This is a genomic window from Streptomyces sp. NPDC055243, assembly GCF_044544025.1.
Taxonomy (GTDB): domain Bacteria; phylum Actinomycetota; class Actinomycetes; order Streptomycetales; family Streptomycetaceae; genus Streptomyces.
The window spans coordinates 567,104-586,736 of sequence record NZ_JBITWR010000001.1 but is presented as its reverse complement, the minus strand read 5'-3'; the positions used below and the strand labels follow the sequence as shown (position 1 = coordinate 586,736).

Annotated in this window: 22 protein-coding genes and 1 riboswitch; of the genes, 6 read left to right on the top strand and 16 right to left on the bottom strand. The window is 72.3% G+C overall.

Annotated elements, in window-relative coordinates:
• The first annotated feature begins 163 nt into the window (after positions 1–163).
• Positions 164–922, top strand: a complete 759-nt coding sequence (locus ACIGXX_RS02890) for a PP2C family protein-serine/threonine phosphatase (protein ID WP_399972081.1) — start codon at positions 164–166, stop codon at positions 920–922.
• A 65-nt stretch (positions 923–987) separates the two neighbouring features.
• On the top strand, positions 988–1,608 hold the full coding sequence (locus ACIGXX_RS02885; protein WP_351156616.1) for an L-threonylcarbamoyladenylate synthase: 621 nt from the start codon (positions 988–990) through the stop codon (positions 1,606–1,608).
• 21 nt (positions 1,609–1,629) lie between these two features.
• Here the strand turns inward: ACIGXX_RS02885 and ACIGXX_RS02880 are convergent, their stop codons facing one another.
• The 6 genes from ACIGXX_RS02880 to ACIGXX_RS02855 form a co-directional block, all read right to left on the bottom strand.
• Positions 1,630–2,289, bottom strand: coding sequence for an alpha-ketoglutarate-dependent dioxygenase AlkB (locus ACIGXX_RS02880; RefSeq protein ID WP_351156618.1), 660 nt, complete (start codon positions 2,287–2,289; stop codon positions 1,630–1,632).
• Positions 2,286–2,849 carry a hypothetical protein gene (locus ACIGXX_RS02875; protein ID WP_399972076.1) on the bottom strand — a complete coding sequence of 188 codons (564 nt, stop codon included), beginning with the start codon at positions 2,847–2,849 and terminating at the stop codon, positions 2,286–2,288. The genes ACIGXX_RS02880 and ACIGXX_RS02875 overlap by 4 nt, the downstream gene beginning before the upstream one ends.
• Positions 2,846–3,148 carry an Ada metal-binding domain-containing protein gene (locus ACIGXX_RS02870; RefSeq protein WP_361463900.1) on the bottom strand — a complete coding sequence of 101 codons (303 nt, stop codon included), beginning with the start codon at positions 3,146–3,148 and terminating at the stop codon, positions 2,846–2,848. Before ACIGXX_RS02870 ends, ACIGXX_RS02875 begins: the two co-directional genes overlap by 4 nt.
• Positions 3,145–3,879: a 2OG-Fe(II) oxygenase gene (locus ACIGXX_RS02865; protein ID WP_399972072.1), complete on the bottom strand. Its 735-nt coding sequence runs from the start codon at positions 3,877–3,879 to the stop codon at positions 3,145–3,147. The genes ACIGXX_RS02870 and ACIGXX_RS02865 overlap by 4 nt, the downstream gene beginning before the upstream one ends.
• A gap of 26 nt (positions 3,880–3,905) precedes the next feature.
• Entirely contained in the window at positions 3,906–4,409 is a 504-nt protein-coding gene (locus ACIGXX_RS02860) for a methylated-DNA--[protein]-cysteine S-methyltransferase (RefSeq protein WP_366463538.1), read from the bottom strand.
• A gap of 104 nt (positions 4,410–4,513) precedes the next feature.
• A complete protein-coding gene (locus tag ACIGXX_RS02855) occupies positions 4,514–5,461 on the bottom strand; it encodes a DMT family transporter (RefSeq protein ID WP_351156631.1) in 948 nt (315 codons plus the stop codon).
• Between the two features lie 172 nt (positions 5,462–5,633).
• Positions 5,634–5,719, top strand: a riboswitch (ZMP/ZTP riboswitch).
• Between the two features lie 21 nt (positions 5,720–5,740).
• On the opposite strand from ACIGXX_RS02855, the gene ACIGXX_RS02850 reads away from it, so the two are divergent.
• A complete protein-coding gene (locus tag ACIGXX_RS02850) occupies positions 5,741–6,601 on the top strand; it encodes a bifunctional 5,10-methylenetetrahydrofolate dehydrogenase/5,10-methenyltetrahydrofolate cyclohydrolase (RefSeq protein WP_399972067.1) in 861 nt (286 codons plus the stop codon).
• Between the two features lie 17 nt (positions 6,602–6,618).
• Here ACIGXX_RS02850 and ACIGXX_RS02845 read toward each other — a convergent pair whose 3' ends face one another.
• Positions 6,619–7,503, bottom strand: a complete 885-nt coding sequence (locus tag ACIGXX_RS02845; RefSeq protein WP_399972064.1) for an EamA family transporter — start codon at positions 7,501–7,503, stop codon at positions 6,619–6,621.
• Between the two features lie 103 nt (positions 7,504–7,606).
• On the opposite strand from ACIGXX_RS02845, the gene ACIGXX_RS02840 reads away from it, so the two are divergent.
• The gene (locus tag ACIGXX_RS02840) at positions 7,607–8,458 is read left to right on the top strand and encodes a LysR family transcriptional regulator (RefSeq protein WP_399972062.1); all 852 of its coding nucleotides are present in this window, start codon (positions 7,607–7,609) and stop codon (positions 8,456–8,458) included.
• On the opposite strand, the gene ACIGXX_RS02835 is transcribed toward ACIGXX_RS02840, so the two are convergent.
• The 7 genes from ACIGXX_RS02835 to ACIGXX_RS02805 form a co-directional block, all read right to left on the bottom strand.
• On the bottom strand, positions 8,446–8,997 hold the full coding sequence (locus ACIGXX_RS02835) for a PPOX class F420-dependent oxidoreductase (protein WP_351156638.1): 552 nt from the start codon (positions 8,995–8,997) through the stop codon (positions 8,446–8,448). The genes ACIGXX_RS02840 and ACIGXX_RS02835 overlap by 13 nt on opposite strands.
• A 207-nt stretch (positions 8,998–9,204) precedes the next feature.
• The gene (locus ACIGXX_RS02830) at positions 9,205–10,377 is read right to left on the bottom strand and encodes an ABC transporter permease (protein WP_351157949.1); all 1,173 of its coding nucleotides are present in this window, start codon (positions 10,375–10,377) and stop codon (positions 9,205–9,207) included.
• A 92-nt stretch (positions 10,378–10,469) separates the two neighbouring features.
• Positions 10,470–11,246 (bottom strand): ABC transporter ATP-binding protein, encoded by a 777-nt coding sequence (locus ACIGXX_RS02825; RefSeq protein ID WP_399972058.1) that lies wholly within the window; start codon positions 11,244–11,246, stop codon positions 10,470–10,472.
• A gap of 32 nt (positions 11,247–11,278) precedes the next feature.
• Entirely contained in the window at positions 11,279–12,670 is a 1,392-nt protein-coding gene (locus tag ACIGXX_RS02820) for a peptidoglycan-binding protein (protein ID WP_399972055.1), read from the bottom strand.
• Positions 12,670–13,242 carry a hypothetical protein gene (locus tag ACIGXX_RS02815; RefSeq protein WP_351156645.1) on the bottom strand — a complete coding sequence of 191 codons (573 nt, stop codon included), beginning with the start codon at positions 13,240–13,242 and terminating at the stop codon, positions 12,670–12,672. Before ACIGXX_RS02815 ends, ACIGXX_RS02820 begins: the two co-directional genes overlap by 1 nt.
• Positions 13,243–13,366: 124 nt before the next feature.
• The gene (locus ACIGXX_RS02810) at positions 13,367–14,281 is read right to left on the bottom strand and encodes a prephenate dehydrogenase (RefSeq protein ID WP_351156648.1); all 915 of its coding nucleotides are present in this window, start codon (positions 14,279–14,281) and stop codon (positions 13,367–13,369) included.
• The gene (locus ACIGXX_RS02805; protein WP_399972051.1) at positions 14,278–15,675 is read right to left on the bottom strand and encodes a PLP-dependent aminotransferase family protein; all 1,398 of its coding nucleotides are present in this window, start codon (positions 15,673–15,675) and stop codon (positions 14,278–14,280) included. Before ACIGXX_RS02805 ends, ACIGXX_RS02810 begins: the two co-directional genes overlap by 4 nt.
• Positions 15,676–15,883: 208 nt before the next feature.
• On the opposite strand from ACIGXX_RS02805, the gene hppD reads away from it, so the two are divergent.
• Entirely contained in the window at positions 15,884–16,990 is a 1,107-nt protein-coding gene (hppD, locus tag ACIGXX_RS02800) for a 4-hydroxyphenylpyruvate dioxygenase (protein ID WP_399972048.1), read from the top strand.
• The gene (locus ACIGXX_RS02795; RefSeq protein ID WP_399972045.1) at positions 16,977–18,101 is read left to right on the top strand and encodes an alpha-hydroxy acid oxidase; all 1,125 of its coding nucleotides are present in this window, start codon (positions 16,977–16,979) and stop codon (positions 18,099–18,101) included. Before hppD ends, ACIGXX_RS02795 begins: the two co-directional genes overlap by 14 nt.
• Positions 18,102–18,116: 15 nt before the next feature.
• On the opposite strand, the gene ACIGXX_RS02790 is transcribed toward ACIGXX_RS02795, so the two are convergent.
• Both ACIGXX_RS02790 and ACIGXX_RS02785 read right to left on the bottom strand, forming a co-directional pair.
• Positions 18,117–18,329: a ferredoxin gene (locus ACIGXX_RS02790; protein ID WP_351156658.1), complete on the bottom strand. Its 213-nt coding sequence runs from the start codon at positions 18,327–18,329 to the stop codon at positions 18,117–18,119.
• A 57-nt stretch (positions 18,330–18,386) separates the two neighbouring features.
• A complete protein-coding gene (locus tag ACIGXX_RS02785) occupies positions 18,387–19,631 on the bottom strand; it encodes a cytochrome P450 (RefSeq protein ID WP_399972042.1) in 1,245 nt (414 codons plus the stop codon).
• Positions 19,632–19,633: the final 2 nt, after the last annotated feature.

Sequence of the window (19,633 nt, the reverse complement as noted above, 5' to 3'; positions counted from 1 at the left end):
CACGACCGGCGGCTGGTCCAGACCAGCCGAATCCCCCACCATGGCATGCGCGGGTCACCGGTGGGCAGGGGGTGACCACGGTCCGCCACTGAGCCGAGAGGGGCTCCCGGCGTGACAATGGTGGTGCGGAGCACGCCTGCCGTTGCGGAGAGGCGGGACAGGAATGCCCTACATAACAGTCACGGCTCTGAGCCACCCCGGGCTCGTGCGCGATCACAACGAGGACAGTCTGGCCGTCGGCCCGTGGACGCTGTGCGGGACCACGACCGAGAACCCGCAGACGCTGGGGTTCCCGCTCGGCAACCCCCTCGTCGTCGCGGTCGCCGACGGCATCGGCGGCCAGCCCGGCGGCGAGGTGGCCAGCGGCATCGTCGTACGGCAGCTGGCGTCGCTCGGCGCCTCGCTGGACGGCGAACAAGCCGTTCGTGACGCGCTGGACGTCTGCAATCACGCCGTGTACGCGGCCGCCGAGATCGACCCGGAGCTGACCACCATGGGGACGACGGTCGCGGGTGTCGTGGTCATCGGCAAGGAACTCCTGGTGTTCAACGTCGGTGACAGCAGGGTGCTCGACGTGAGCCGCGGCGGCGCCCGCGACACGCTTCGCCGGATGAGCGTCGACGACAGCCCGCCGCCCGCTCCGGGCCGGCGCACCACGTCGATCGTCACGCAGGCGCTCGGCGGTGCCCTCCGGTTCAGCGCGGTCACACCGCACGTCAGCACGGTGCCGCTCGTCGGGGGTGAACGCTTCCTGGTCTGCTCCGACGGCTTGACCGACCCCGTGCCCGAGGACACCCTCGACGAGATCCTCACGGCCCACGACGGCGGCCGGGCGGTCTTCGAACTATGGAAGGCCGCCATCGACGCCGGTGGCCCCGACAACATCACGCTCGCGCTGATCAGCGTCGTCGACGACGACTAGCCGCCCGGCCGGTCGTGCCCACCGAGAAGCCGGGGACCACTGGTGCGATCACGTACGCTCGGCGGATGGCGAAGTATTTTGACGTGCACCCCGACAACCCCCAGCCCCGCAGCATCAGCACCGTGGCCGACAGCATCCGCTCCGGCGCGCTGATCGCGTATCCGACGGACTCCTGTTTCGCGCTGGGCTGCCAGCTGGGCAACCGCGACGGCCTCGACCGCATCCGGAAGATCCGGAACCTGGACGATCGCCACCACTTCACCCTGGTGTGCCAGAACTTCGCGCAGCTGGGTCAGTTCGTGCACATCGACAACGACGTGTTCCGTGCGATCAAGGCCGCGACGCCGGGCAGCTACACCTTCATCCTTCCCGCGACGAAGGAGGTGCCGCGCCAGCTCCTGCACCCGAAGAAGAAGACCGTCGGCGTCCGCATCCCCGACCACGTCGTCACGCAGGCCCTGCTCACCGAGCTCGGCGAGCCGCTGCTCTCCAGCACACTGCTCCTGCCCGACGAGGAGGAGCCGCTGACGCAGGGCTGGGAGATCAAGGAACGGCTCGACCACGTGGTGGACGCCGTGGTCGACTCGGGCGACTGCGGCACCAGCCCCACCACGGTCATCGACTTCTCCGACGGCGAGGCCCAGATCGTGCGCCACGGAGCGGGCGACACCTCGCGGTTCGAGTAGCCCCTCCGGCCAGGCGTGGGCTCAGCCGGTGAGGCCGGTGACCCGCATCGTGATGTTCAGGCGGCCCGAGGTCAGGCCGGTGGCGGGGTCCGCGGTGCCCTCGTGGACCTTGGGCACGCCGTGGAAGACGTAGCGCGAAGGCCCGCCGAAGACGAACAGGTCGCCGGAGGCCAGTTCGATGTCGGTGTAGGGCTTGGTGCGGGTCTGGGTGTTGCCCACGCGAAAGACGCAGCTGTCGCCGATGGACAGGGAGACCACCGGGGCCGACGACCGCTCGTCCTTGTCCTGGTGCATGCCCATCTTGGCCTGCCCGTCATAGAAGTTGATCAGCGCCGTGTCCGGGGTGTAGTCGGCCGCGGACGAGACGTCCCCGTACGCCGCCGTCAGCGCCCGGCGGCCCAGGTCGACCATCCAGTCCGGGAACGCGGCGACCCGCCGGCCGTTCACGTCACCGGCGGTGCGCGTGTACTGGTAGGGCCGCCAGTGCCAGCCGACGCACACCGTCTGCACCGACATGACCCCGCCGCGCGGCAGCTCGGTGTGGCGGATCGGCACCGGCCCGGTGGCCCACTCCCGGCACGCCGTGACGAGTGCGCGCTGCTGGTCCGGGGTGAGCCACTGCGGCACGTGCACCGCGCCGGGCGCGATCTCCGTGGTGGGGCGGGGAATCAGGGCGCTCACGCGGTCACCTCGGCGGGCGGACAGGTGGTGACCCAGCGGTGGCGTACGTCCCAGGTGGCGCCGTCGGCGGTGGCGCCCCGCAGGCCGTGGAGCACGTCGTCCCCGGCGAGCGCGGGGACGCGGGAGTCCTGGAGGGAGGCGAAGGCGTAGCTGCGGGCCGGGTCCCAGTCGGTGGAGTGGCGCAGACGGCGGGCCAGCTGGGCGAGGCCGAGCGGGGCCGCGGCCAGGACCCAGGCGTCCGGCGCCGCCGCGGTCAGGCGGATCGCGGGGCGCAGCCAGGACGCGGCCGTCTCGGGCCAGCTCACCGTGGTCAGGACCGTGCCGCCGCGGGCCGTCCATGCCGCGGTGAAGGCTTCGGCGGCGGCTCGGGAGGCCGTGTCGCGGCCGTGGCCGATGGTGACGGTCTCGATCCGCGCCTTCGGGAGCGTCAACAGGCCGATGAGGGCGGCGAGTTCGGCGTCGGTGTGCGGGGCGGGCGCGGGCAGGTCCGCGTGGGCGGCCTGCTCGGCGGCGCCGATCAGGGGCGAGCGGGATGACTCCCGCTCCGTCAGGATGCTCATGGTGTGCCGGTGCTTTCTGGGTCTGCCTTCCAGCGAGCGTACTGATCGGGCAGGCAGACCGCACAGGGGCGGTATCCGGCGGCGAGCGCGGTGGCCTCGTCGGGGAAGAACACCCGGTGGGTGGCGTAGCCGCCGCGGGCGACGGCCCGCAGCGCCGAGGGGCAGTCGAGGCGGCCGTACAGCCGTCCGCGGCGGTGTCCGCCCAGGGTGCCCGGTGTGCCGCTGGGGTACGGCTCTCCGTCCGGGCCGCACAGCGTGTACCTGCGCGGGTCCGGCCGCCCGGCCGGGGCGGGGTTCACGCCGCGTCGTGGAAGACCAGGCCGAGCGTGTGCCGCCGCCCGGAGCGCACGGTGCTCACGCCGTGCCGCATCGGCGCGTTCGACCAGCCGCGCTTGGAGGCCACGGGCCGGTCGCGGGTCGTGAAGACGAGCCCGTGGCCCTGCGGCAGCGTCGTGGACGATCCGCGCGACTGGGCGCGGGGGCGCTGCTCGGTCATGATGAACTCGCCGCCGGTGAAGTCGGTTCCAGGGGCGTCGAGACCGACGACGACCTGGAGCGGGAAGAGCATGTCGCCGAAGACGTCACGGTGCAGGGCGTTCCAGTCGCCGGGTCCGTAACGGAGCAGGATCTGCGCGGACTTGGCCTGCCCGGCCGCGTGGCACATCTCCACCCACTCCCCCAGGCTGTCGGGCCAGGGGGCCGGCTTGTCGAGCTTCGCGGCCCAGCCGCGGGCGACGGGCAGCAGCCGAGGGTAGAACGCCTCGCGCAACTCTCGTACGGCATCGGGCAGTTCATGGGTGAAGTAGCGGTACTGGCCGGAACCGAAGCGGTAGCGGGCCATGTCGATGGTGGTGCGGAAGCGGTCGGTCTCGTCGTACAGGGCGGCGATGTCGCGGCAGGCGCCGGGGGTCAGGAGCCGGCCGGTGAGAGCGTTGCCGTGCTCGTCGAGCTCGGCGGTCAGCGCGTCCCAGTCCCCGGCCGCCACGCGTTCGCCGACGCGGGCGTCCGCCGGGTGAGTGGTGTCGATCATGATGAGGTCCTTCGCGGTCGTGCGGGTCAGACGAGGGTGGGCTGGAGGGCGCCCTCATGGGTGAGGAGTTCGACCTTGCGCCGCACGCCGCCCGCGTACCCACGCATCGAGCCGTCCGCGCCGATCACGCGGTGGCACGGGCGCACCAGCAGCAACGGGTTCGCGCCGATCGCGGCGCCCAGGGCCTGGACCCGCCCGCGCTCGATGCCGAGCCGCTCGGCGAGCGCGCCGTAGGTGGTCGACGTGCCGTACGGGATCTCCTCCAGGGCGCTCCAGACGCGCCGCTGGAAGTCGGTGCCGCCGGGGGTGAACTCCATGTCGAACCGGGTGAGTTCACCGGCGAAGTAGGCGGCGAGCTGCCGTGCGATCTCCGGGAATCGATCCGGGTCGTGCATCCAACTCCCGTGCACGGCTGGGGCGTTCCGCTGGCCCGGCATGGACAGTGACGTCAGCGAGACGCCGTCCGATGTCGGCTCCCCCACCAGCAGCAGTTCGCCGAGCGGGCTGCTGACGGTCGTGTGGACGGTCATCGTGGCCACCCTCTTCCCTTTCCGTTCCGCGCTTCTTCGCTTCTTTCCACCTCCCACACTGAGGTGTCGCGATCGCGCGTGCTGGCGGGATTCGGACGGGGCGTTCACGCCCTGCGGGCCTCCGCGGCGCCTGCCGGAGCCGCCGCCACCTGGCGCGTCGGTGCCGGGTCGCGCTTCTGCCGTCGCGTCATGGCGACCCCGACGAGTACGACCGCCATGCCCGCGGCCACCCGAAGACTGAAGGCCTCGTCGAGCACGACCGCGCCCAGCGCCACGGAGACCACCGGCAGCAGATAGCCGACGGTCGCGGCGTTGGTCGCGCCCTCGTCCGCGATGATCCGGTAGGTGAGGTGGAAGGTGACACCGGTGGCGAAGACGCCCAGGACCACGACGGCGATCAGGGCGGTGCGGTCCACGTGGATCGCCTCCAGGCCGCCGACCGGCAGGGCGAGCGACGTCAGGCCCGTGGCCGCCATGAGCTGGGCCGCGGAGAGGGAGAGGGTGGGCATGCCCTTCCCGACGAGGTGGTGCCCCATGTACGCGAAGCCGACGGCGTAGCTCGCCGCCGCGCCCACGATCGCGAGGGCGCCCCAACTCGTCATGCCCGACTGCTGCCACGGGGCGAAGATCAGCGACGTACCCGCGAAACCGATGAGGAGTCCGGCGAGGCGTACGGGGCGCAGTCCGCGTTCCGTGCCGATGGCGAGGCCGATCAGGACCGACCACAGCGGGGTCGTGGCGTTCAGCGCGCCCGCCACTCCGGAGTCGACGGTCTGCTGGCCGACGCTGAAGAGGCCGAAGGGCAGGGCGTTGCAGAAGAAGGCGGCGACGAAGACGTGCTTCCACGTCTTGAGGCCGCGGGGCAGGCGGTTGCGCGTACCGAAGAGCACGACCGTCAGGGTCGCGGCCCCCAGGGTGCAGCGCAGGAGGGTGACCTGCACGGGAGACAGGCCCTCCAGGGCCAGTTCGATCCAGAGGAAGGTCGATCCCCAGAGGAGGGCGAGTACGCCCACCCTGGCCGCTGCCCACGTTCGTCCGGGGACGCCGTTCACTGTCGCTCTCCTTGGTCGGGGCCTTGATGGCGGGCCCTCGCCCTCGGGCCGTTGTCAGGGAACGATGCCGTCGCCGACACGAAAGGACAAGCAACAAGTTTTGAACTTTCATTAAGCTCAGCTACATCCTCAATGCCGGCCGCTTCCCGCCCCGCCCCGTCCCTTAGGGTGAGAGGCGGGCCGTGACTGGCGCTGAGGTGGAGTACCACCGGGGAGCGGCCTGACATCGTGTCGATGCCGCGCGCCTGGGCGACTCACCCTGAAGTCCAGGAGTGGCACATGCCCCAGACTCAGACTGCTCGCCTGATGGACGGCACCGGCCTCGCCCGCCGCCTCGTCGACACCACCTCCGCGACCGCGGCGGACATCCGCCGTCGCACCGGGAACTCCCCCTGCCTGGCGACCGTCCTGGTCGGCGACGACCCCGCCTCGGTGACCTACGTCCGCATGAAGCGCGCCCGCTGCGAAAAGGCGGGCATCGAGTCACGGCACGTGGCCCTGCCCACTTCGGTCGGCACCGAGGAACTGGTCGCGACGGTCACCGGCCTCTCCCAGGACCCGACCGTGCACGGCATCCTGCTGCAGCACCCCGTGGGGCCCCACATCGACGAGCGCGCCGCCTTCGAGGCGATCGCACCGGCCAAGGACGTCGACGGAGTGACCATGCATTCCTTCGCGGCGATGGGCTTCGGCCTGCCCGGCTTCGTGTCCTGCACGCCCGGCGGCATCATGCGCCTGCTCGACGCGTACGACGTCGACCTCACCGGCAAGCACGCCGTCGTCGTGGGCCGCAGCGCCATCCTCGGCAAGCCCGCCGGCATGCTGCTCCTGGGCAGGGACGCCACGGTCACGTACTGCCACTCGCGCACCGCCGACCTCTCCTCGATCGTCCGGCAGGCCGACGTCCTGATCGCCGCCGTCGGCCGGCCGCGGTTCATCGGCGGCGCGGACATCAAGCCCGGCGCCGTGGTGATCGACGCGGGTTACAACCCGGGCAACGTCGGCGACATCGACTTCGACTCCGCCCTGGAGCGCGCGAGCCTGATCACTCCCGTGCCCGGCGGTGTCGGTCCCATGACCATCGCCGTGCTCCTCGCCCAGACGGTCGAGGCGGCGAAGCGGCAGCTCGGCCTGGACTGATCGCGGGCGCCTCGCGCCTACTTCAGGACGCTGACCCCGTTGGCCGAGACGATCGCCGCGATGGCCAGCCACTCCACCCCCTCCAGGGACTGCCCCAGGACGACCATGCCCACCAGCGCCGCGAGGACCGGGTTGACGCTCATGAAGATCCCGAAGAAACGGGCGTCGACCCGGCGCAGGGCGAGCAGGTCGGCGAGGAACGGGACCGCTGAGGAGAGGACGCCCGCGGTCACCGCGCAGGCCAGGGCCGTCGCCGTCGGCGGGTGGTGGGCCAGCACCGCGATGCCGACCGGCACGTAGAGGAGCCCGGAGACTCCCGCGGCGGCGGCCGATCCCTCGACGCCCGGGAGGCGGGCCCCGACCGTGCGGTTGAGCAGGATGTACGAGGCCCAGCAGGCCGCGGCGAGCAGGCCGAGCCCGATGCCGACGTAATCCGCGCTGGGTCGCGGGCGGGCCAGGGCGACCACCGCGGCCCCCGCCACGACCGCGCAGCCGAGGTCCACCGCACGGCGGGAGGCGGCGAGGGCGACCGTCAGCGGGCCCAGGAACTCCAGGGTCACCGCCAGGCCGAGGCCCACGCGGTCGATCGCGGTGTACAGGGAGAGGTTCATGGTGGCGAAGACAGCGGCCAGGCACAGCAGCGGCCACCACTGGCGCCAGGTGAAGGCGCGCACCTTGGGCCTGCCGACCGCGAGGAGTACGGCTCCCGCGACCCATTGCCGCACGGCCACGACACCGGCGGGACCGATGGCTTCGAACGCCAAGGCGCCCGTGGCGGCGCCGACTTGATTGGACAGGCCGCTGCCGAACATCATCGCCATGCCCGGCAGCCGACCTCGGGAACTCTCCGCCGGTTCCCCCAGGTTCGCGGTGGTCCTGCCTTCGCTCCGAGACGTTCGCATGCACCGCAGGATGCGTCACCCGCGGGCATACGAAAAATGCATGCCGGCGTTCATCTATACGCTCTGGTTATTCATTGGCTCCGGTTGTCCCTACGCTGTGGCCATGGATCTGGAACTGCGGCATCTGCGCTGCCTGGTCGCCATCGTCGACACCGGCGGCTTCACCGATGCCGCCGCCGAGCTGGGCGTCTCGCAAGCTGCGGTCTCGCGCACCCTCGGCGGGCTCGAGGAGGTGCTCGGGGTGCGCCTCCTGCACCGCACCAGCCGGAGCGTCACGCCCACGACGGCCGGGGTGCAGGTGCTCGCGCGGGCCCGGCAGCTGCTCGCCGAGGCCGAGGACCTCATCCGCGAGGCGACCACCGGACACACCCGGCTGCGCATCGGCCACGCCTGGTCGGCGATGGGCCGCCACACCGCGGAGTTCCAGCGCCGCTGGGCCGCGGGACACCCCGACGTGGAGCTGTACTTGATCCGGACGAACTCCGCGTCCGGCGGCCTCGCCGAGGGCCTCTGCGACCTCGCCGTCGTCCGCACCACCTTCAACGAGGCACGCTTCGCCAGTGCCGTCGTCGGTCATGAGCGGCGCTTCTGCGCGCTGGCGAGCGACGACCCGTGGGCCAGGCGGCGCTCCATTCCGCTGGCCGACATACGGGACCGGACGCTCCTCGTGGACCGGCGCACCGGCACCACCAGCGCCGAGCTGTGGCCCGAAGAGGCCCGCCCACCGGTGGAGTACACCCAGGACATCGACGACTGGCTGGCCATCGTCGCGTCGGGCCGCTGCGTCGGCCTCACCCCGGAGAGCACCGCCAACCAGTACCGCCGCGACGGCGTCGTGTTCCGCCCGCTGCGGGACGCCGACCCCATCGCCGTACATCTCATCTGGCGCCGCCACGACCCGCATCCGGTGACGCACGCGGCCGTGGCGCTCCTGACGGACCTCTACCGGACGTGAGGCGGCGGCCCGTCCGTGCCGAGTTGAAGACCGGGACGCCCCGCCACCGCCACGGCGGGGCCGGGGCCCTGGGGGCCCGGGCCCACGAGGACGCGCTTCCCGGCGGCTCCGTACAGATGCTTGACGTGCAGCCGTATCACCAGGCGCCGCTCCTTCACCATCGCGGCACGGAACCCCTCCCAGTCGGGGTGCTCGCCCTGGAACCCCCGGAAGACCAGGGCCAGTTCGTCGGCGACCGCGTCGTGCGGGTCGGTCACGACCGGCGTGAGCTCGGCGTCGCCCTCGGCGATCATGTACGAGAATCCCGCGCCGTCGGTGACGAGGAAGCTCGCGCGCGGATCGCGGCGCAGATTGCGGGTCTTGGCCCGGCTGTCGGTGACCATGAGGCGGATGACGCGCTCCTCGGGGTCGTAGGCGTAGCCGACGTTGGAGAGCTGCGGGCGGCCGTCGCGTTTGAGGGTGACGAGCGTGCCGATGCGCTGTTCTTGGAGCAGGTCGAGCAGGGCACTTTCGTCGACTTTCCCTAAGTGCTCAGTCATGCGGCGAGAATACGAGAGGCGGGGGCCGTCCAGGCGGCGGAGCCAGGGCACACGGGCGCAAGCATCGCGAGCGGCGCAAAGCGATGCCCTCGTCGCCCGCGGGGGATTTAGGCTGACGAAGGCACCGCGTCTGATGGCGTTGCAGCTCTCTGGGTTCGCAGCTCCTTCTATGGGGTCACAGCTTCGTGGGGTCACAGCTTCGTGGGGTCACGTCGTCGCCAGCGCCTCCGTGGGAGGCAGCCGCGCCGCACGGACGGCGGGATAGAAGCCGGCGAGCCCGCCGATGACCAGGGTCGCGCCGACGCCGCCCGCCATCGCCCAGACCGGCACCACCGATGGCCAGCCCTGGTAGGTGGAGTAGCCGGAGGTGACGGCGATGCCGAGCAGGACGCCGCCCAGGCCGCCGAGCGCGGACAGCAGCAGTGCCTCGCAGAGGAACTGCGTACGGATCTGGCCGCGGGTGGCGCCGAGGGAGCGGCGCAGGCCTATCTCTGAGCGGCGTTCCAGGACCGAGATGACCATGGTGTTGGCGACCCCGACCCCGCCGACGAGCAGGGCGACCGCGCCCAGGCCGAGGAGCAGACCGCTGAGGGTGTCGTCGGTGGCCTCCTTGGCCTCCAGGACGTCGGAGGGGCGCGAGACGTTGGCCTCGCTGGGGTTCTCCGGGTTGGCGGTGGCGCCGAGCACGGACTGGACGTCGCCCACGGCGGCCTCCTCGGCACGGGTGTAGACCGTCGTCGGGTAGCCGTCGAAGTCCAACTCCTGTTCCGCGACGGGCCAGCCGACCAGCGCGGCCGAGTCCAGGTCGGGCACGAGCTCGTTGGGCGCGAGCAGCCCCACGACGGTGAACCACTGCCCGCCGAGCCACACCTTCGTGTCGGGACCGGCCCGGAAGACGCCCAGCTGTTCGGCGGCCTTGGGGCCGAGCACGACGGCCGGGTAGCGCTGGTTCGCGGCGTTCAGCCAGCGGCCTTCGACGATCCGTGCGCCCGCCGTCCTCGGCAGGTCGGTGCGGGCCGCGTAGACGTTGAGGCCGCCGGTCTCCTCCTTCTTGATGTGGTCGTTGCGGTAGACCTTGGCCTGCGTCTTGCCGATGGCGGAGACCGACTCGACGTCCTTGATGTTGCCGATCATGTCGACGGACGCGTCGGGCAGATGGGCCGCGTCACCGGCGAAGGACTGGCCCGGCGAGACGGTGAGGAGGTTGGTGCCGAGGGCGGCGAGCCGCCGGTCGAGGTCCTCGCTGCTGGAGGTGGAGATGCCCACCACGCCGACCATCGCCGCGATGCCGATGGCGATGCCGAGCGCCGAGAGGAAGACCCGCATCGGGCGCGAGCGCAGCCCCGAGCCACCGACCCGCAGCACGTCGGCCGGGCCCATCCGGGCCGGCTTGGGGCGCGGCGGCGGCGCGGGGCGGGGCAGCTCGTGCGCCGCGCCCGGCTCCCCCGTCGTGCTCAGCTCCTTCGTCGGGCTCATCGCAGGGCCTCCTCGGGGACGGGGAGCAGGTGGGACGCGTCGGTCACGTCGATCGCACCAGCCGCACCGGTCCCACCGGCCGTGCCGGTCGCACCGGTCGCGTCCTCTTCGATGCGGCCGTCCTTGATGCGGACCTCGCGCGGCAGCGAGCCCGCGATGTCCCGGTCGTGGGTGATGACCACCACCGTGGTCCCGGCCCGGTGCAGCTCGTGCAGGAGCTCGATCACCACCGCCCCGGAACGGGAGTCGAGGGCGCCGGTCGGCTCGTCGGCGAGGAGCAGCGGCGGATCGCCGAGGACCGCGCGGGCGATGGCCACGCGCTGCTTCTCGCCGCCGGAGAGCTGATGCGGCTCGTGGAACAGCCGGTGGCCGAGGCCGACCCGGCGCAGGGCGCGCTCGGCGAGCCTGCGCCGCTCGCCCCGGGGCCTGCCGCTGTAGAGCAGCCCGTTCGCGACGCTGTCCAGCGCCGGGACGCCGGGGGCGAGGTGGAACTGCTGGAAGACGAAGCCGATCGTCCCGGCCCGCAGCGCGGACAGCTCCCGGTCGCTGAGCCGGTCGACGTCGTGCCCGTCGATGCGCACGGTGCCGGTGGTGGGGCGGTCGAGGGTGCCCATGATGTTGAGCATCGTGGACTTGCCCGAGCCGGAGGGGCCGACGACGGCGAGCAGTTCCCCACGCCGGATGACGAGATCGGCGCCCTTGAGCGCCTCGACCTCTCCGTACGTCTTGGAGACTCCGGCGAGCTCGACCACCGGGTGCGCCGCCGTGGTCACTTGGTGCGCTCGGGGCGCTTGGGGCGCTCGGGTCACTTGGGGACCCCCACGACCGTGCCGTCGGTGATACCGGTGCCGGACACCTCGACCATGCTGTCGGAGAACATGCCGACCTCGACCGTCCTCGAGGTCACGTCGCCGTCCGCTCCGACGACCTCCACGGCGTAGCCGCCTCCGCGCTGTGCCACCAGGGCGTTGACGGGGACGACGAGCACGTCCTTGCGGGTCTCCGCCTTCAGGGAGATCTGCACGGCCGCCGCCTGGTAGCGGCCCAGGCCCTTCTGGTCGTCGACCTTCAACTCCACGGGCAGGGTGGGCTTGTCGTCGCCGCCCGCCTGGCCTCCGGCGTCCTCGGAGCCGCCCTCCTGGGGAGGCGTGGAGGGGGTCCCGATGTCGGTCACCTCGGCCTGGACGGTGGAGTCGTCGGGGAGGGTGACCGTGGCCTTGGTGCCCTTCTCGACCATGTCCTCGTACTGCACGTCGAGGTCGACGGTGACGGTGCGTTCGGTGCCGGTCCAGGTGAGGACGGGTCCGTTCGACGGGGCGCCGGCCGTGGCCTTCACGTCGGCGACACGCCTGGCGCCGGGGGCGACCACGGCGTCCGACGGCTGCACGGTGCCGGTCTCCGCACGGCCCAGGTCGTCCTGCCAGTCCCGTACGGCCTCGGCGGTCGCGACGTCGTACGTGTCGTCGACGGTGAAGCCGGTGTAGCCGAGGGCGGAGAGGTTCTTCTCCAGGATCTCGACGTCCTTGCCCTCGGAGCCCGTCTTCAGCGGGCGGTAGAAGGGGGTGGAGCCGTAGAGCAGCGGGACCTTCTGCTCCTCCACCTTGTAGGCGGCCCCGCCGCGCTTGACGGTGTCGCCCTCGCCCGGCACCCAGGTGATGATCCCCGCGCCCGCTTTGGTGGCGGCCGAAGCCTGTACGGCCGTCGCGTCGCCGTAGCCGAGGTTCCCGTCCACGGTTTCCGTGCGCGTCAGCGTGGTCCGCTCCACCTCGGCGGTCTTCGGGGGCGCCGAGGGGGCGTCGCCCGCCGATCCGGAGCCGTCGTCCCCGAAGACCCCGGTAGTGGCGGCGCCCGCGGCCGCGACCACGGCGATCGCGGCGACGACGATGAGCGACATCCGCAGGGGGCGGCGGCGCCTGCGGGGGCCCGCGGGCGGGGGTGTGGCCCCTTCGCCGCCGTCGTCGCCCTCACCGCCATCGTCGTCGCCCGGCTCGGGGGCGGTCTCCTCGCGGTCGGGTTCCAGGCCGTCGGGGGTCCGCTCGGAGACCTCTCCGGGGGTGTGCAGTTCGAGGGCTCCTGAGCCGCGGGCCGACTCCTGGGTCTTCTCGAACCGCCCTGTCCCCTCACGCTCTCCCGTCTCCTCGAACTCCCCTGTCTCTTCGTCCCGTTCCCGCTCGCGTGTCTCGTCCGGTGCGGTCATCAGGCGCCGCCGCCCGAGCCGGTGAGGCCGCCGCCGGGCCACTTGTCCTGGCAGGCGATCCTGGCCTTCTGGAACTCGTCGCTGCCGGGGTCGATGCCGCTCGCGCCGAAGTCGAGCGACATGTTGCCGCCGTTGATCTCCGGGTCGGGCAGCTTGGGCAGGCCGTTCTCGCGCATGCACTTGGCCCATGCCGCGACCTTGGCCGAGTCCAGCGGTTCACCGCCGCCTCCGCCTCCGCCGAGCTGGCCGCCCTGGGGCATCTTGTCGCGGCAGGCCTCCGTGGCGGACTGGAACTCCGGCGAGTTCGGGTCGACGTCGCCGCCGGGGGTGAGCGCGATACCGCCGCCCGCGTCCTTCTGCGGGTCGGGGAATCCGGTCACGCCGTTCTCGCGCATGCACTCGGAGAAGGCGAGGGCCTGGTCGAAGGGGCTGGTGGGTGAGGCGTCCGGTTTCTTCGCGTCGTCCGACGACGCGTCCGACGAGTCGTCGGAGCAGCCGCTGAGGAAGACGCCGGCGACGAGCGCCGACGCCGCTATCAGTGTCTGTGCGGTTCGCTTGTGTGTGGTGGACATGGGGCCAAGTTCTACGCGGGCACCGGTCACACGGCGGATACAAGCGGCGCCGCCCGTACAGGCTCGCCCGGACCCTGGACGCCGACACGGACGGCACCCCAACTAACCTGCGGATACGGGGAGTTCACCTCGGACGGCAGGGGACGGCCCGTCCAGGAAGCGGACCGGCCGGGCGGGGCTCGTCCAGCTCCCCCACCCCGGCGGCGCCGCGGTCCAGGAGGTCCACCAGGGTGTGCCTGCTCTTGCCGGACAGCTCCCGCCCCCGCTCGGGGTCGGCGAGGTCGTACAGGGCGGCGACGATGCTGGCGAGGTCCTCCTGGAGCCGGGTGAGGATGTCGGCGACCGCCGCCGCGTTGGACTCGACGATGTCGCTCCACAGCCGGGAGTCGCCGCGCGCGATGCGGGTGGTGTCGCGCAGCCCCTGCCCCGCGAGATGGGCCGCCTCCGCGGGGCCATCGCCCAGGCGCGCCGCCATCAGGCTGGCCACCAGGTGCGGGGCGTGGGAGGTCAGCGCCACCGCGTCGTCGTGGGCGCGGGCCCGCATCACGCGCGGCACCGCGCCGCACAGCGCGATCAGGTCCAGGGCGCGGCCGAAGGCGGCCCGGGAGGTGAGGCGGGTCGGAGTGAGCACCCAAGGCCGGTCGCGGAACAGTTCCGCGCGGGCCGCCAGCGGGCCCGAGCGCTCGCGCCCCGCCAGGGGGTGTCCGCCGATGTAGCGGGAGGGGTCGGGGGCGGTGTCCAGGATCTCCCGCTCGGCGTGCGCCTTCACGCTCGCCACATCCGTGTAGCTCAACGCGAGTCCGCGCGCCTGTAGTTCGGCGAGCACCGGGGCGATCTGGCTCGGCGGGACCGCGAGCACCGCCAGGTCCACGGGCGCCGCGGGGAGCTCCGGCCGCCCGGCACCGAGCACCGCCGCGGCGCGGACGGCGGACTCGTCGCGGTCGGAGAGGTAGACGGTCACGCCGCGCAGGCGGGCCGCCAGGGCCACGGAGGTGCCGATCAGGCCGGTGCCGACGACGGCCAGGGTGCGGAGCGTCACGCGACCTCACCCGGGAGCGGCTCCCCGGCCCCCTCCTGCGCCCCAGGCGCCTCGAACTCCCCCGGCCGCTCCCCCGTCCCCTCGTCGAGCCGCTCCTCGATCAGCGCGGCCAGGCGGTCCAGGCCCTGCTCGATCCGGTCGGACGTCAACGTACTGATCGAAAGGCGGAGTTGGCGGAACCCGGCCGACGCGCCGTAGAAGTGGTGCATCGGCGTGAACAGCACGCCGTGGTGGCGCGCCGCGTGCTCCAGGAGGGCGTCGTCGACCGTGAACGGCACGGTGAGCACGATGAAGAACCCGCCGGTCGGTGCGTTCCAGGTGACTCCGGCGCGATCGCCCAGGCGCTGTTCGAGGCCGTCGAGCACCTGGCGCAGATTGCGCCGGTAGACCTCCGTCTCCTGGCGGTTGGCGGCGACCAGGCTGCAGTCGTGGGCGAGGAGTTTGCCGCCGATCACCGCCTGGGCGATCGGTGAGGTGTTCACGGTGAGCATGCTCTTGAGCTTCGACAGCTCGTCGGCGAGCAGGACGTCACCGCCGCCGTGGCCGGTCACCCGCTGGTCGGCGACCACGTAGCCCACGCGGGCGCCCGGCATCCCGGTCTTGGCGAACGAGCCGAGATAGACGACGCGTCGGTGCCGGTCGAGGGACTTCAGCGTGGGCGGGCGGTCGGCGGCGCTGTTCAGGAGGCCGTACGCGTTGTCCTCCAGGAGCAGGAGGTCCTCGCCGGCGGCGATGTCCAGGAGGCGGTGCCGGTCGGCGAGCGGCAGACTGACGCCCACCGGGTTGGCGAAGTCGGGCGTGACGTAGCAGGCGCGGACCCGCTTTCCCTCGGCGCGTGCCGTGCGCAGCCGGCGCAGCAGGTCGTCGAGGTCGATGCCGTGCGCCGCGGTGCGCACCGGGAGCACGGGCATGTCGGCGAGCAACGCGGCGCCCGTCAGGCCGACATAGGTCGGGCTCGGGGCGAGCACGGCGTCGCGGTCGTCGGCGCGCAGCGCGCGCAGCAGCAGGAACATCGCCTCCTGGCAGCCGACCGTGACGACCACGGACGAGGGGTCGGCGTCGATGCCCTCGTCCACGGCGAGACTGCGCGCCACGAGGTCGCCGATGATCCCCTTCGTCGCGCCGTACTGGAACAGCGTGCGGGCGATCTCCGCCTCGCCCAGGCCGCGGCGGGTGCGGAGGTGGTCGCAGAAGACCTGGAGGTGTTCGTGGATCTGGGCCACGTCGTAGAAGCCCTCGTAGGGACGCCCCGCCGCGAACGAGATCGCGTCGGGATAGGTGTCGGCGACCTGGTTGAGGAGGTTCATGGACTCCATCGACACATCGGCGAGCGACGCGTGCAGCGTGGCCGCGTTCAACTCGGCGACGGCGATTTCCGTTTGCAGGATTTCCATCGCTTCAGCGTCCACCGAGAGCAGCTCCACAGCAATGGCTTGACAGGTGCGGGAAGCGCGAAGGCGGTCGTACCATCGGGGCCGCAAAGAGAATTCTGCCTCGCGGCCGGCGGCAATGGCCCGGATTTCCGCAGCACCTTTGTGGTCCGGCATTCCGCGATCCGGCGCGAGGGCATGAATCCGCATTCTTCTTCCCACGAGGACTCCGATGACGGATTTACCCGCAACGGCTTCGAACAACGATCTCGCGGATCTCGCGATCGACTATGTCGAGATGTACGTCGACGGCCTGGAGGCGGCGGTGTTCGCCTGGGTCGACAAGTACGCCTTCACGGTGGTCGGCACCGGCGGCTCCGCCGAGCACCGCAGCATCGCCCTGCGCCAGGGGCGGATGACCCTGGTGCTCACCGAGGCGACGGCGGGGCGCCACCCCGCCACCACGTACGTCAGCACGCACGGCGACGGCGTCGCCGACATCGCCCTGCGCACCGCGGACGTGTCCGCGGCCTTCGCCGCCGCGGTGGCGGGCGGCGCGCGTCCCCTGCGGAAACCGACCCGGCACGCGGGCGAAGGACCGGCGGTCACAGCTGCCATTTCGGGCTTCGGCGACGTGGTGCATACGCTGGTCGAGCGGACGCCGGGGGAAGGCCCCGGGCTCCCGCCCGGATTCGTTCCCGCGCTCGGCTCGCGCGAGGCGCGCACCAGCGAGGTGGGGCTTCTCGACATCGACCACGTCGCGGTGTGCCTGAACGCGGGTGATCTCGAATCGACGGCCCTCTTCTATCAACAGGCCCTGGGTTTCCGTGAGGTCTTCGAGGAGCACATCGTCGTCGGCGCCCAGGCAATGGACTCCAAGGTCGTGCAGAGCGCGTCGACCGGGGCGGTGACGCTGACGCTCATAGAGCCCGATCCGCTGGCGCAGCCCGGTCAGATCGACGAATTCCTCAAGAGCCACCACGGCGCCGGTGTGCAGCATCTGGCTTTCTCCAGCAAGGACGCCGTGCGTTCGGTGCGCACGCTGTCCGCGCGCGGTGTCGCATTCCTTCAGACCCCGTCGGCGTACTACGAGTTGCTCTCCGAACGGATCGGGCTCAAGTCGCACACCTTGCACGAACTGCGGGCGACGAATCTGCTGGTCGACGAGGACCACGACGGCCAGCTGTTCCAGATCTTCACCGCGTCCACGCACCCACGGGGCACGATCTTCTTCGAGGTCATCGAGCGCCAGGGCGCGCAGACCTTCGGCAGTTCCAACATCAAGGCGCTGTACGAGGCCGTGGAGCTGGAACGGACCGGGCAGCGTGCGGCGCGCTGATCCCGCGGCCGCGCGTGATCTGAGCGACGTCGAGAGAGCCGCGGCCGCGGCCCTGCCACCCGAGGTGTGGGACTTCGTCGCGGGTGGCAGCGGGCGCGAGCGGTCGCTTGGCGCGAACCGGGAGGCGTTCGACCGCGTCTTCGTCGCCTCCCGGGTGCTCAGGGACGTCTCGGGGTGCACCACGGACGCGACGCTTCTGGGGCGTCCGGTGCGGATGCCGGTGGCGGTCGCCCCGGTGGCGTACCACCGCCTGGTGCACCCCGAGGGAGAGTTGGCCACCGCGCGGGCGGCGAAGGCGGCGGGCGTGCCCTTCACGGTGGCCACCTTGAGCAGCGTCCCGGTCGAGGAGGTCACGGCGGTCGGCGGCACGGTGTGGTTCCAGCTCTACTGGCTGCGCGAGCGGCGGCGCACCCTGGACCTGGCGCGCCGGGCCGACGACGCCGGCTGCGAGGCGCTGATGCTCACCGTCGACGTGCCCTGGATGGGCCGCCGGCTGCGGGACGTGCGCAACGGCTTCGCGCTGCCCGGCCATGTGCGGGCCGCGCATCTGGACGGCGGTGCGGCATCGGCGGCGCACCGCTCCGCCGGGAACGGCTCGGCGGTGGCCGCCCACACCGCCGAGGCGTTCTCGCCGGCGGTGACCTGGTCGTGCGTGGAGGAGCTGCGGGCCGCCACCCGGCTCCCGCTGGTGGTCAAAGGCGTCCTGGCCGCCGAGGACGCGGTGCGGGCGGCCGGCATCGGCGCGGACGCCGTCGTCGTGTCGAACCACGGCGGCCGTCAGCTGGACGGCGCACTGCCCGGCATCGACGCCCTTCCCGATGTGGTCGACGCGGTCGGCGGCGCGTGCGAGGTCATGGTGGACGGCGGCGTGCGCGGCGGCACGGACGTGCTCAAGGCACTGGCGTCGGGGGCCGACGGGGTCCTGGTGGGGCGCCCGCCCGTGTGGGGCCTCGCCGCCGCCGGGGAGGCCGGCGTGCGCCACGTGCTCGACCTGCTGGCCGACGAACTGCGCGACGCGCTGGGGCTCGCGGGCTGCGCCGGTGTCGGGGCGGCCAGGCGGCTGCGTACGGTGCGTCTGCCGCAGGGCGGCCGGGCGGCGGGGCGTGAGTGAGCGCCTGAGTGGGCGTCAGTGGTCGGCGGTGTCGTGTTCGTGCAGCGTGATCGCGCCGGACGGACACCGCGCGGCCGCCGCGCGCACGGCACCGGCCAGCTCGGGGCCGGGGGCCGGGGCGTTGAGCAGGACCTTGCCGTCCTCATCCGACTGGTCGAAGACGGCGGGGACCTGGGCCGTGCAGAGCCCGGAACCCGCGCATCGATCGCGGTCGACCCGTACGTGCATGTGCTCCTCCTCCGCGTTCTCTTTCACTGGATGCACCAAGTGGTCGCTGGTACCCGCTCACCAGGTGACCGGCAGCCGGTCCACGCCGTGGGCGAGCGCGTGCACGCGGAACGGCACCTCGTGCTCGGGCACGGCCAGGCGCAGGCCGGGGAAGCGCCGCAGCAGCGCCGGGTAGGCGATCCGCAGTTCCATCCGGGCCAGTGCCGCGCCCAGGCAGTGGTGGATGCCGTGGCCGAAGGCGACATGGGGCACGGGCTCGCGCGTGATGTCGAAGCGGTCGGGCCGGGCGAGCAGCGCGGGGTCGCGGTTGGCCGTCGGCAGCGAGCACAGGACGTGCTCACCGGCCTTGATGAACTGCTCCCCGACGGTGACGTCCTCCAGGGCGGTCCGGGGCGTCGGGGCGTGCGGCACCGTCAGGTAGCGCAGCAGTTCCTCGACCGCGCCGTCCACCGCCGCGGGGTCGTCGCGCACGGCGGCGAGCTGGTCGGGGTGGTCGAGCAGCAGGAGGGCTCCCAGGCCCAGCATGCCCGAGATGTTGTCGAGGCCCGCCAGCACCAACAGGACGCAGACGCCCCGCAGTTCCTTGTCGGTGACCTCGTCTCCATGGTCGCGGATCAGCATGCCCAGGAAGCCCTCGTCGGGGTCGGTGCGCTGCCGGGCGACCATCGCTGCGACGTACCGCGAGAGCAGTTCTCCGGATGCCGCCCGCCGCTGCCGTCCCCGGCCGGGCGCGAGGAAGGCGTGGCAGCGGCGCAGGAAGTCGCCGCGGTCGTCGCGGGGCACCCCGATCAGTTCGCACAGGGCGGCGCCGGGGACGGGCGAGGCGAAGGCCGCGACCAGTTCGGCGGGCGGGCCCGTGCGCTCCATGGCGTCGAGGTGCTCGGTGACGATGCCGGTGATGCCCGGCTCGATCCTGCGCATGCGGCGCAGGGTGAACTCGGGGGTGAGGATCTGCCGGAGCCGGGTGTGTTCGGGCGGGTCGTAGTCCATGAGCTGCCCGATCAGTTCGTCGGGCCGCTTGCCCTCGTCCCGTCCCGCCGCCGGGCGCGGTCCGAGGCGGCGCCGGGTGGAGAACCGCCGGTGGTCGCCGAGGACCTGGCGCACCTCCGCGTGGCCCGTGACGAGCCAGACGGTCATCCCGTCCGTGCCGGGGCCCACGTCGATCCGGGTGACGGGGCGCCCCTCGGAGAGCCGGCGCAGTTCCTCGGCCGGGCCGAAGCGTGCGCGCCGGGTGTGCACGAGTCCGGTCGCGGTCGCGTCGGTCGCTCCGGGCGCATTGTTCGTCTCCGTCGTCGGTGTCATCG